9 protein-coding genes and 1 pseudogene are annotated in these 12,063 nt (G+C 62.4%); 9 read left to right on the top strand and 1 reads right to left on the bottom strand.

The features are described from left to right. The 5 genes and pseudogenes from ASF60_RS24825 to dxr form a co-directional block, all read left to right on the top strand. Positions 1 to 98, top strand: a pseudogene (locus tag ASF60_RS24825) (IS5/IS1182 family transposase); the annotation flags it as partial. A gap of 554 nt (positions 99 to 652) precedes the next feature. Next, a complete protein-coding gene (gene frr, locus ASF60_RS20775) occupies positions 653 to 1,219 on the top strand; it encodes a ribosome recycling factor (protein WP_056189640.1) in 567 nt (188 codons plus the stop codon). Positions 1,220 to 1,284: 65 nt separating this feature from the next. Further along, on the top strand, positions 1,285 to 2,127 hold the full coding sequence (locus ASF60_RS20770; protein ID WP_082508110.1) for an isoprenyl transferase: 843 nt from the start codon (positions 1,285 to 1,287) through the stop codon (positions 2,125 to 2,127). A gap of 5 nt (positions 2,128 to 2,132) precedes the next feature. After that, positions 2,133 to 2,993: a phosphatidate cytidylyltransferase gene (locus ASF60_RS20765; RefSeq protein WP_443136785.1), complete on the top strand. Its 861-nt coding sequence runs from the start codon at positions 2,133 to 2,135 to the stop codon at positions 2,991 to 2,993. 12 nt (positions 2,994 to 3,005) lie between these two features. Continuing rightward, positions 3,006 to 4,169, top strand: coding sequence for a 1-deoxy-D-xylulose-5-phosphate reductoisomerase (gene dxr / locus ASF60_RS20760; RefSeq protein ID WP_056189631.1), 1,164 nt, complete (start codon positions 3,006 to 3,008; stop codon positions 4,167 to 4,169). 9 nt (positions 4,170 to 4,178) lie between these two features. Here the strand turns inward: dxr and ASF60_RS20755 are convergent, their stop codons facing one another. Next, on the bottom strand, positions 4,179 to 4,823 hold the full coding sequence (locus tag ASF60_RS20755) for a TetR/AcrR family transcriptional regulator (RefSeq protein ID WP_056189628.1): 645 nt from the start codon (positions 4,821 to 4,823) through the stop codon (positions 4,179 to 4,181). A gap of 146 nt (positions 4,824 to 4,969) precedes the next feature. On the opposite strand from ASF60_RS20755, the gene ASF60_RS20750 reads away from it, so the two are divergent. From ASF60_RS20750 to bamA, 4 genes are all read left to right on the top strand, one after another. Continuing rightward, positions 4,970 to 6,190 carry an HlyD family secretion protein gene (locus ASF60_RS20750; RefSeq protein WP_056189625.1) on the top strand — a complete coding sequence of 407 codons (1,221 nt, stop codon included), beginning with the start codon at positions 4,970 to 4,972 and terminating at the stop codon, positions 6,188 to 6,190. 8 nt (positions 6,191 to 6,198) lie between these two features. Continuing rightward, positions 6,199 to 7,779, top strand: a complete 1,581-nt coding sequence (locus tag ASF60_RS20745) for a DHA2 family efflux MFS transporter permease subunit (RefSeq protein WP_056189622.1) — start codon at positions 6,199 to 6,201, stop codon at positions 7,777 to 7,779. Positions 7,780 to 7,940: 161 nt separating this feature from the next. Continuing rightward, complete coding sequence (gene rseP, locus ASF60_RS20740) at positions 7,941 to 9,101, top strand: RIP metalloprotease RseP (protein WP_056189620.1); 1,161 nt, start codon at positions 7,941 to 7,943, stop codon at positions 9,099 to 9,101. Positions 9,102 to 9,443: 342 nt separating this feature from the next. After that, positions 9,444 to 12,032 (top strand): outer membrane protein assembly factor BamA, encoded by a 2,589-nt coding sequence (bamA, locus tag ASF60_RS20735; protein WP_056189616.1) that lies wholly within the window; start codon positions 9,444 to 9,446, stop codon positions 12,030 to 12,032. Positions 12,033 to 12,063: the final 31 nt, after the last annotated feature.

Genomic DNA, 12,063 nt, shown 5'->3' with positions numbered 1-12,063 from the left:
TGAAAGACCTCCGTCGCATCGCCACCCGCTACGACAAGCTGGCCCGAAACTACGCCTCGGCCGTCGCACTCGCTGCCGTCATCGCCTTCTGGTGCTGATCGAGTTCAGACCCTAGACCACGACTGACATGGCGCGAGGGTAGACACGCAGCGACGGCAATCAGAAATCTTGTCGATCATTTCAGCGCTGATGCCTCGCAGCACTCTTTTCGATCAATGCCATCAAGGTCGCTGATTTTATCGAACAATTTTTCCTCAAATGACGGGGTGCGTTTGCTTGGTTGACGGCGCTATCTGCATGAGTCCGACGGAATGACATGTTCAAAATTCGACGCTCTTGCCTGGAGCTGGAAGGGTATCTCTAGCCGAGAAGCCGCTGAATTCATGAGCTGAGTGCCTATGATGAATGTCGCAAGCTGTTCCGGATCACGACAGCTTTCGCGACCGCAATTCTTGCAGTCGCCGCGGATTGATCGGTCTGGGTCTTATGACGAGGTGGGACGGCTCCGATGGATTCTGCTTCGGGCTGACCCCGACGCATAAGCGCCGTAGCCCCATTTGCGGCCTCTCTGATTTTGGTTCATTGAGGCGCACGAACGAGCCTTCGCGGCTCGGCCCCCAATTTCCCCTAGTTCGCGTCGGGATAGTCCAGCATGGCAGCCATTCCAGAATTCGACCTGAATGACATCAAGCGCCGTATGCAGGGTGCCGTAGCCTCGCTGAAGGGCGATCTCGGGTCGCTCCGTACCGGCCGCGCCACGCCGAGCATCCTCGATCCGATCCAGGTCGATGCCTACGGTGCCATGATGCCGATGGCCCAGGTCGCAACCGTGAGCGTTCCCGAGCCCCGCCTTCTCAGCATCTCGGTCTGGGATCGCGGCATGATCGGTGCTGTCGAGAAGGCCATACGGGAATCTGACTTGGGCATGAATCCGCAAACCGAAGGTCAGACCATCCGCCTGCGTGTTCCTGAGATGAACGAGCAGCGCCGCAAGGAAATGGTCAAGGTCGCGCACAAGTACACGGAGGAGGCTCGCGTTGCGGTCCGCCATGTCCGGCGTGATGGGCTCGACCATCTGAAGAAGCTGGAGAAGGACGGCGCCATCAGCGAGGATGATGAGAAGCGTCAGGCCGGCGAAGTCCAGAAGGCCACCGATCAGTTCATTGCTGAGATCGACGGTGTGCTCGCCGCCAAGGAGAAGGAGATCATGCAGGTCTAGGATTCGCTGGGCCGGGTTCGAGATCACGTGTGATCGACACGAAAGACGGTTGGGGGAGAAGCGCGTTGGGTCGCTCAGAAGGCGCGCGTCAGATCGAGGCGGCAAGGGTGCACGGCGTTGAATCGTCTAGTCGTGATCCCGCGGATGGTGCCGCGACGGTCTATGCAGGCTCTCATCAATCCAAGACGGGTCTGCAAACCGCGCCGGCTCATGTCGCCATCATCATGGACGGGAATGGTCGCTGGGCGGCAAGTCGTGGCCTACCGCGCGTCGAAGGTCATCGCCGTGGTGTCGACGCGGTCCGGCGCGCGGTGCGTTCGGCCATCGAACTCGGCGTGCACTACCTGACCATCTACAGCTTCTCATCCGAGAACTGGCGCCGGCCGCCGGCCGAGGTCGCCGACCTCATGGGCTTACTGAAGCTTTTCGTCCGCCGCGATCTCGCCGACCTGCACGGGAACAACGTTCGGGTCCGCATCATCGGCGAGCGTGAGGGACTCAGTTCCGACATTGCTGGGCTCCTGGACGAAGCGGAGTGCCGCACGCAGGCTAATACCGGGCTCACGTTGATCGTGGCCTTCAACTATGGCGGTCGTCAGGAAATCCTTCGGGCGGTTCGAAATCTTGCACGGTCCGTGGCCGAAGGCGCCCTTGCGCCGGACGCCATCGATCTGGATGTCCTGACCGGCGCCCTCGACACCACCGGGATACCGGATCCGGATCTCGTCATCCGCACCTCGGGGGAGCAGCGGTTGTCGAATTTCTTGACCTGGCAGACAGCTTATGCGGAATACGTGATCGTCCCTGAATTCTGGCCAGACTTCGATCATGCGGCGTTCCAAGCTGCAATCGAGGAATATCATCGCCGTGACCGCCGCTTCGGCGGCCTGAGCGGCAAGGTCGGGTAATCGTGGTGCCTGAAGAGGCGGCTCCCGCCTCCCGGCGTGGACTTTTTGCCAGCCGAGAGTTCCGCGCTCGTCTCGTCTCGGCAATTCTGCTCGGCGCTATCGTCGTATCGGCGCTGATCCTTGGCGGCTGGCCCTTCGCAATGATCTGGCTCGCCGCAGGCATCGTGTTTGCCGCCGAGTGGATCGGCATGAGCGCGATCGCGCCGCGGCGCTTCGTTCTCTCGGTGACGGCCGCAACCCTATTCGGCCTCGTTCTCTGTCTTCACGGCGACGTTGCTCCGCTGCCAATGACCTTGGTGGGACTCGTTGGGGCCAGTCTCCTGACGGCCATCGCGAAGGAACCTGCCGGACGCCTTCGTGCCTTGGGCGGTCTCGCCAGCGCCGCTGTGATCGCTCTGGTGCCGACAGCTCTGCGCGATGATCCCGGGATCGGGATTCTGGGTCCCGCCTGGATGTTCGCCGTGGTCTGGTCCACCGATATCATCGCCTACTTCACGGGGCGGACATTCGGCGGCCCGAAGCTGATGCCGCGGGTCAGCCCGAAGAAGACGTGGTCCGGTGCCATCGGTGGGCTGGCCGCAGGAACGCTCGCTGGAGTAGCGCTCGTGCTGATCGCCCGAGACCATGGCTGGAGCAGTCTTTCGACGACATCGCTTGCCGTCGTCGCCCTCCTAAGCGCCACAGCCTCGGTTCTCAGCCAAGGCGGTGACCTCGTTGAGTCCGCCCTCAAACGCCGGTACGGCGTGAAGGATTCGGGCCGTGCGATTCCCGGACACGGTGGTGTCATGGACCGTCTCGACGGGTTCTTCGCCGTCGCCATCCTCGCTGGTTTCTATCTTATCGTACGCCGCTTTGTCGCGCCCTGAAGGACCCTCCCGTTGCTGACCGTCACCATTCTCGGCGCCACAGGCTCCATCGGCCAATCGACCATCGACTTGTTGCTTCAGCATCCGGACCGCTTTCGCATCGGCAGCCTTGTAGCCGGGCGCGATATCGACGCCATTGTTCGGCTCGCAGGTAACCTGCAGCCGGATTTTGTGGCACTCGCCGATGAAGCCGCCGGTCCGGCCCTACGCGACGCGCTCGGTCACACTGGGATCCGCAACGGAGCCGGGGAGGGTGCCGTGCTAGAGGCGGTGGCACGGGATGCCGATATCGTCGTGGCAGCGGTAAGCGGAGCTGCGGGCCTGCGGCCCACGCATGAGGCGCTGAAGCTCGGCCGTACGGTGGCACTTGCCAACAAGGAAAGCCTCGTCTGCGCCGGCGACGCCTTCATGCGGGACGCCAAGCGCTACGGAGCTACTCTGCTGCCAGTGGATTCCGAGCACAACGCTTTGGCTCAAGCTCTCGGTGACGGCCGCCTCGACGATGTGGCTAAGATGACGATCACGGCCTCCGGCGGCCCGTTCCGAACCTGGACCCGTGAGCGTATTGCGAATGCTTCCCCAACGGAGGCGGCTGCCCATCCGACGTGGTCGATGGGCATGAAGATCAACATCGATTCCGCCTCCCTGATGAACAAGGGGCTGGAGTTGATCGAGGCGCACCATCTCTTCGCCCTCGAGCCCGATCGTCTGGACGTGATCGTTCACCCGCAATCCATCGTGCACGGTCTCGTCTACTGGCGGGACGGCGCGGTGACGGCGGGCTTGGCCATGCCAGACATGCGCGTGCCGATCGCCCATTGCCTCGGGCTCGGCGAGCGCTTGTCGATCGCACGCGGACGTCATCTCGACCTCGCGGCCGCCGGCAGCCTGACCTTCGAAGCAGCCGATGAGGTGCGCTTCCCCTGCCTGCGCATTGCCCGTGCGGCCCTTGCCGCCGGCGGCGCGGCGCCGACCGTGATGAACGCTGCCAACGAAATTGCGGTGTCGGCGTTCATCCAGGGTGCCATCGGTTTCTACGGCATCGCCGATCTTGTTGAACGCGCCTGTGAACACTTCGCCGGCCAATACAGGACCGCACCCGAGAATGTCGACGCGGCCCTGGCCATCGACGCCGAGGTTCGGCGTTGGAGCAGCCAGGCCCTCGCGGCGGCCTGAGCGAGGCTGTCAGCTTTCTGGGCCGTAGCCCTCCAGAAACACGCGCACCGCCTCTCGAACATTGTGTTCGATCTCTGCTGGGACGACCCTGTCGCCGGCGTTGAACAGGAGCCGGGTCAGCAAACCGGCCTGACAGATCTGAAGGAATTGGCGCGCGGCGAGGTTGGTGTCCGCTGGGCGGAGGCGCGTTGCCGCCACCTGCGCATCAAGGTAAGCGGCGAGCCGGGTCGTACCCTGCACAGGGCCAGCCTCGAAGAAAGCTTGGCCAAGGCGCGGGAATTTCTCGCAGGCACCGATGACCATCCGAATTACGGTGATGTGCTCCGGCCTGACCATTTCGGTGAGATAACTCAGTCCCAGCCGCGTGAGCACGCCTCGTACATCGGGATCGTCGGCATCGAGGCGAAACAGCACCTCGGCAAGCCCGCGCTTTTCGGCCAGCGCCAGCGCCTCGAATAGAGCTTCCTTGCTGTCGAAGTAGACGTAGAGCGTTCCCTTTGAGACGCCAGCCGCTTTGGCGATCTCGCCCATGCTTGCTCCGTCGAAGCCGGAGGCCATGAAGACCGCACGGGCGCCGTCGAGGATCTGCCGACGCTTGTCGGTTTCCGGCAAGGCGCGCTCACGCCCATCCATGGGGGCTTCTACGGTCGTCATGAAGCTGATCCTGATTGACCGAACGGTTCAGTCAGAATATCTAAATTTCTTGGAAAGCGCCAGCATGTGCAGTCTCAGCTCAGCATGCGCAGTCTCAGAAATGACCGAACGGTTCGGTCATTTCCGCGGAGGTCAGGATTTTCGCCATGAGCTTGCGCGAAGACGACGCATATTCGCCCAAGCCGCCTGAGCTCGATGCCGGCGGGATGACTGGGAAGTTCTCAGCGGCCGTCCCGCTTGTGCCAAAGACGCCAGCACTGATCGCGACGGAGCCGACAGACAGGCTGCGGCGCGCGCGCAAGCTGGTATTTGCCACCCTGTTGCTCGCCGGCCTCGGTGGCGCAGCCTACAAGGCGCATCATTGGTGGACGGTGGGACGCTTCTTTGTGACGACCGACGACGCCTACGTGCAGGCCGACATTTCGGTGCTTGCCGCCAAGGTCCCCGGCTATCTTGCGGCAGTGCCGGTCGTGAATGGGCAGATGATGCACAAGGGTGATGTGATCGCGCGGATCGACGACGGCGACTACCGCCTTGCCGCCCAGGCGGCGCATGACAAGCTGGTAACCCAGCAAGCAGCCATCGTCCGCATCGGCCGGCAGGTCGAAGCCGCGCAGGCGCAAATGCTCCAGGCCTCGGCTCAAATCGACGCGTGCAAGGCCGATGCGGTACGAGCAGCGGCCGATTACGCCCGCCAGCAACAGCTCGAGAAGGTCGACTTCGTCGCTAAGGCACGCATCGAACAGGCGCGAGCCGACCGCGACCGGACCGACGCCGCGGTGAAGGGGGCCGAAGCCTCGCTGGTTGCGATGCGCGCCAATGTCGAGGTGCTTCGGGCGCAGGCCCAGGAGGCTGAGGGGCTGGCCGCCGAACTGCACACGGCCGAGGCGGGGGCGGCTCGCGATCTCGCATTCACGACGATTCGAGCGCCCTTCGACGGCGTCGTCGGCAACAAGGCCGTGGAGGCTGGCGCCTATGTCGCGCCAGGCTCTCGCATCGCTGCCCTGGTCCCCCTCGAGAGCGTTCGCATCGACGCCAATTTCAAGGAGACGCAGGTCGAGCGTATGCACCCAGGCCAGCGCGTCCATATCGCAGTGGATGCCTATCCCGATCGCGACATTCTGGGCGAGGTCGAGTCGCTTTCGCCCGCTTCCGGTTCGGTTTTCAGCCTGCTGCCTCCCGACAACGCCACCGGCAATTTTACGAAGATCGTCCAGCGCCTGCCGGTGCGGGTGCACGTACCGGCGGAGGTCGCGAGCGAGGGAATTCTGCGTCCCGGCCTGTCGGTCACCGTTCGGGTGGATACTCGAGAGGGTAGTGGATCGGCTGGCGGGGACAATCCCGTGCGCACGGCTTCACGGCGCTAGAGACGCCCATGACCGCTGATGCCGTCCCGGGGCCATCCGCGATGGCCACCGAGCCGCCGCTCGATCGCCGCCGAATGGTGGCATTCGTATGCATGGTGTTCGGGATGTTCATGGCGATCCTGGACATTCAGATCGTCTCGGCTTCCCTGGCTGAGATCCAGGCTGGTCTCTCGGCCTCGGGTGATGAAATTCCCTGGGTCCAGACCAGTTACCTCATCGCCGAGGTGATTTCGATCCCACTCTCCGGCTTCTTGTCGCGGGTGGTGTCCACGCGGTGGATGTTCGTGATCTCGGCCGGTGGCTTCACGCTGATGAGCCTGATGTGCGCGACATCGACCTCGATCAATGAGATGATCATTTGGCGCGCCGCTCAAGGCTTCATTGGCGGCGGTATGATTCCGACGGTCTTCGCGTCGGCCTTTACGATCTTTCCGCCCTCGAAGCGCTCCATCGTCTCCCCGATGATCGGACTGGTTGCGACGCTTGCTCCCACGATCGGGCCGACAGTCGGCGGCTACCTCACCGATCTGTTCGACTGGCACTGGCTTTTCCTCGTCAACGTCGTGCCAGGCATCTTTGTGACGGTCTCGACCTATCTACTGGTCGATTTCGATGAACCGAACCTTGCCTTGTTTAAGCGCTTCGACTGGTTCGGCCTTGTCTTTATGGCGCTGATGCTCGGCTGCCTCGAATACGTACTGGAAGAAGGGCCGAACCACGACTGGTTGGCCGACGAGGCAGTGTTCGCGAGCGCCGTGGTCTGTCTCATCGCAGGGCCGGCCTTCTTCTGGCGCGCCTTCACGGCCGCCGAGCCGATTGTCGATCTGCGCGCTTTCTCCGACCGCAATTTTACCGCCGGCTGCATCTTCAGCTTCGTCCTCGGCATCGGCCTCTACGGTCTGACCTACCTCTACCCGGTCTATCTCGGACGAGTGCGCGGCTACTCTGCACTGCAGATCGGCGAGACGATGTTCGTCTCAGGGCTGTGCATGTTTGCGACAGCTCCCATCGCGGGCCGTTTCTCGGGGAAGGTCGATCCCCGCATCATGATGGGGCTCGGCTTCCTCGGCTTCGCCACCGGGACCTGGACGGTCACCGGCTTGACCAAGGACTGGGACTTCTGGGAATTGCTGGTGCCGCAGGTCCTGCGCGGTTGCTCGCTGATGCTGTGCATGATTCCGATCAACAACATCGCTCTTGGAACGCTGCCGCCGGCGCGGATGAAGAACGCGTCCGGGCTCTACAATCTCACCCGCAACCTCGGTGGCGCCGTTGGCCTCGCGCTGATCAACACCGTGTTGAACGACCGCTGGGACCTCCACCTCGCCCGGCTGCACGAACGCTTCACCTGGACGAACACCGCTGTCCTTGAACGACTTGAGATGACGCGCCGGCAATTCGAGGGGTTCGGTGGCAGTGCGGACGCGATGGCTCTGAAAGCGATGATGAACACGGTTCGTCTCCAGGGATTGGTGATGGGCTTCGCCGACGTGTTCCTGGTGCTGACCTTCCTGTTCGTGGCGATGGCTTGTGCCGTACCGTTTATTCGGCGGCCGCGTGCGGCAGCGGGGGCAGGGGGCGGCCATTGAGGCAGATGCCCTTTACCAACGGGCTGGGAATGCGGGGATAGACCGACGAAAGTGTTCTGCTGCGACCTCGAATCACGTCCGCCGGGTTTGCGTTCGCGTTCGACGCATCCGATCTGCTACAGCGGGACGACGGCCCCGCGAGAGGCCGAGAGGATCGACGTATGGATTTCCTGAATGCCATGGGCGGCACGGCAACCGGTTTCTTAGGTGCGGTGATTCCCTTCCTGATCGTGCTGAGCATCGTCGTGTTCGTCCACGAGATGGGGCATTTCCTGGTCGGCCGCTGGTGCGGGGTCGGCGTTCACGCGTTCTCCCTCGGCTTCGGACCGGAACTGTTCGGCTTTAACGATCGCCATGGGACGCGATGGAAACTCTCAGCCATTCCCCTCGGCGGTTACGTCAAGTTTCACGGTGATGCCAACGGCGCCAGCGTTCCCGACCCGGAAGCGGTGGCACGGATGACGGCACGGGAGCGTGCCATCAGCTTTCCGACCCAACCGTTGCCGAAGCGGGCCGCGATCGTAGCGGCTGGGCCCATCGCTAATTTCATCCTCGCCATCGTCCTGTTCTCCGGCGCGATCTATTTCGGTGGCCGTTACGAGACCCCTGCCCGTGTCGAGGCCGTGATCCCAGACAGTGCCGCGGCCCGCGCCGGATTCGAACCCGGCGACGTGATCCGGGCCATCGGCGGATCGAAGATCGTTAGCTTCACCGACATGCAGCGCACGGTTTCGGGTGCCGCAGGTTCCAGCCTGACCTTCACGGTCGAACGTGGCGGTGAGACCAGGGAACTGGTCGCCGTGCCGGAGAGCAAGGAGGACGTGACCCCGTTCGGGCGTCATCGTTTCGGGCGGCTCGGCATCCAGGGGCCGAAGGGGACAGAGGCGAAACTTGTGCACTACGGCCCTCTGCAGTCGGTGGGCCTGGGCGTCTACGAGACCTATTTCGTCGTTGACCGCACCATAGACTATATCGGCAAGCTCGTGACCGGACGAGAATCCCCCGACCAGCTATCGGGCCCCATCGGGATCGCGCGGGTCTCGGGCGAAGTCGCAAAGGTCGGTGGTATCGGCGGTCTGATCGGCCTGATCGCGCTGCTCTCTGTCTCGATCGGGCTGCTGAACCTGTTCCCCGTACCCTTGCTGGATGGGGGGCATCTGTTGTTTTACGCCTTCGAAGCGATTCGCGGCCGGCCCTTGAGCGAGAGGGCACAGGAAATCGGTTTCCGGATCGGCCTGGCTCTGGTTTTGTTCCTCATGCTGTTCGCTGCGTGGAACGATATCCTCAACCTCGGTGCATCCTGGGGCGCACGTGGGACCTGAGCTTGTCCACCTGATCTTGCGCCTGACCTGAGGACTGTGACGGCGGTCCCGTTGCGAGACACGCAAACGCCTCGATCTTAACCACAATCCCCATTGCGCGCGGAACCTTGCGTTTCGCGTGCAACCGTTTGTTGACCCTATTCGATGATCGGTCCGGGGCGTTAAGTGACCGGAAGGCCACGTCTCCCCAAAATCCCCAGAGTGCGGGACCTGCCGGCGTTTCCTTAACGCAGGAATCCCGATAGAAGCTGAGCTTGGGACCAGGTGTCAGGACGTCCGGAAAACGGACGCCTGACTGCGGGTGCAAACTCGCGCTGAAGATATAAAGAGACGGGCGATTACATGATGTCGATGACGGGGAAGCGCCGGCGTAAGTCGGTGGAACAGACCATCGTCCTAGTCGCCGCGGCGGCCGCTGGCCTCGTTCTCGGTGGAACCGCCCAGGCGCAGCAGATCGTCGTTCAGGGAAACAAGCGTGTCGATGCCGACACCATCCGGTCCTATGTGACCGGCACCGCCTCCGGCTCCCCCGAGGAAGCCCGCCGCAACCTGCTGGCGAGCGGCATGTTCTCCGATGTGAAGGTCTCTCGCAGCGGCGCCAGCACCGTCGTCAGCGTCCGTGAGAACAACCTCATCAATCGGGTTGTGTTCGAGGGTAATAAGAAGATCGAGAAAGCGACCCTTGAGGGCGAGGTCGAGGCCAAAGCGCGCGGCGCTTTCAGCGAGGCTGTTGTTCAGGCCGATATTCAGCGCATCAAGGAAGTCTATCGTCGCGCCGGTCGCGGTACGGCCAAGGTGACCTATCGGACCGTCGACCTGCCGAATGGTCGGCTCGACGTGATCTACGTCATCGAGGAAGGTGACAAGACGGGTATCAAGGCGATCAATTTCGTTGGGAATAGTGCCTACTCGGAATCCAAGCTCCGGGAGCTGATGTCGTCGTCCGAGATGAACTTCCTCAGCTTCATCAAGACATCTGACGTTTACGATCCGGACCGTATCACGAACGACCTCGACATTGTCCGGCGCTACTACCTAAAGAATGGCTACGCCGATTTCCGGGTCGTCAACGCCGATGCGCGCTATGTCGAGGGCGAGGGAGATGCCGGTTGGGTCATCACCGTCACTGTCGACGAAGGCGAACAGTATCGCGTCGGTGCGGTAGCGATCGATTCCCGTCTGCCGGGTCTGGATACGCAGACATTGGACGGCGAGATTCGGTCCCAGGTCGGCGACGTCTACAATGCCGAGGACGTGGAGCGGACTCTTAACGGCGTGACCAATCAGGTCGGCCGCCAGGGCTATCCCTTCGCGCAGGTGCGCCCCACCGGCCAGCGCGACCGTGCAACCCACACCGTGGCTCTTGGCTTCGTGGTGGAGGATGGTCCGCGCGTCTATGTCGAGCGCATCAACATCCGCGGTAACACTCGGACCCGCGACTACGTCATTCGCCGCGAGCTCGATATCACCGAAGGTGACGCCTATAACCGGGTGCTCACCGATCGCGCCGAGCGCCGCCTGAACGGTCTGGGCTTCTTCAAGAAGGTTCGCTTCTCGAACGAGCCGGGTTCCTCTGCCGACCGCGTGATCATCAACATTGATGTCGAGGATCAGCCCACGGGTTCGTTCTCGGTGGCTGGCGGCTACTCCACCCAGGACGGTATCATCGGCGAGGTCTCGGTCTCCGAATCGAACTTCCTGGGTCGTGGTCAGTACGTCCGTGTCGCTGGTACCGGTGGTCAGTACTCGCGCGGTTTCGACTTCTCGTTCACGGAACCGTACTTCCTCGGCTACCGTCTCGCTGCGGGTTTCGATGCCTTCTACAAGTACAGCGACCAGACCCGTTACTCGCGTTACGAGACCACGGTTTACGGTGGTCAGCTTCGTGTCGGCCTGCCGATTACCGAGGAGTTCGGCATTACGCTCCGCTACTCGGTCTACAATACGGAACTCAAGGTTCCGAATACCGTCAAGCGGCCGTATAACGACTGCTCTAACCCCATCGCGGGCTACACGGCGACTTACGCCGCAAATGCAACGCTGCCTGGTCTTAACCCGGGGGATCCGACGCGGAATGTCGGCGGACAGTCGATCTATCCGGCTTGCGCCCTCGACGGTGAAGCCTCGATCGCGTTGAAGGGATCGCAGGGCAACACCCTGACCTCCCTTGCTGGACTTACGCTCGCCTACTCGACCCTCGACAACCTCGGTTCGCCGCGGAACGGCCTCTACGCCGAACTGAAGCCTGATCTCGCGGGTCTCGGTGGCGACTCGAAGTTCTTCCGCGTGACGGGCGATGCCCGCTATTACAAGGAGTTCTACGAGGACGTGGTCGGCTTCGTCCGGTTCCAGGGCGGTCACATCTCAGCTCTGAACGACCAGCCGCTGCGGATCACCGACCAGTTCTTCCTTGGACCGTCGCTCGTCCGCGGCTTCGCGCCGAACGGCATCGGGCCGCGTGACGTCGGCATCAGCGACAGCCGCTCCAACGCGATCGGTGGTTCGACCTACTTCGGCGGAACCGTCGAAGTTCAGTTCCCGCTTCCCGGAGTGCCGCGTGATCTCGGCTTAAAGGGCGCGGTCTTTGCTGATGCTGGTACGCTGTTCGGCTATAACGGTCGGACGCAGTTCAATGTGAACGGCGACAGCTTCATCAACGGTATCGCTCCGGGTGGTGCCTGTAACTTCAACCAGCTTACCATCGGCGTTGAGCCCGAGTGCGTAAACGTTCGTGACAAGATGACGATCCGCTCATCCGTCGGTGCTTCGATTCTGTGGAATTCGCCACTCGGACCGATCCGCTTCGATTATGCTTATGCGCTCTCGAAGGATGAAGGCGTGAAGGCCTACGACGCGAACGGCAGCTATCTGGGACGGGTCGGAAAAGATCAGCTCCAGGCCTTCCGCTTCTCCGGCGGCTCACGCTTCTAAGTCAGAGCGCCGTCTCCTTTTCGGGAGGCGG

The sequence above is a fragment of the Methylobacterium sp. Leaf113 genome, assembly GCF_001423325.1.
In the GTDB taxonomy this organism is placed as follows: Bacteria; Pseudomonadota; Alphaproteobacteria; order Rhizobiales; family Beijerinckiaceae; genus Methylobacterium.
Note: the sequence above shows the minus strand (reverse complement) of the source record. Positions and strands in the feature narration are given on the sequence as shown.

Coding starts and splice junctions, on each gene's coding strand:
- frr (WP_056189640.1), top strand. CDS start 653: ATGGCAGCCATTCCAGAATTCGACCTGAATGACATCAAGCGCCGTATG.
- ASF60_RS20755 (WP_056189628.1), bottom strand. CDS start 4,823: ATGACGACCGTAGAAGCCCCCATGGATGGGCGTGAGCGCGCCTTGCCG.
- ASF60_RS20750 (WP_056189625.1), top strand. CDS start 4,970: ATGAGCTTGCGCGAAGACGACGCATATTCGCCCAAGCCGCCTGAGCTC.
- ASF60_RS20745 (WP_056189622.1), top strand. CDS start 6,199: ATGACCGCTGATGCCGTCCCGGGGCCATCCGCGATGGCCACCGAGCCG.
- rseP (WP_056189620.1), top strand. CDS start 7,941: ATGGATTTCCTGAATGCCATGGGCGGCACGGCAACCGGTTTCTTAGGT.
- bamA (WP_056189616.1), top strand. CDS start 9,444: ATGATGTCGATGACGGGGAAGCGCCGGCGTAAGTCGGTGGAACAGACC.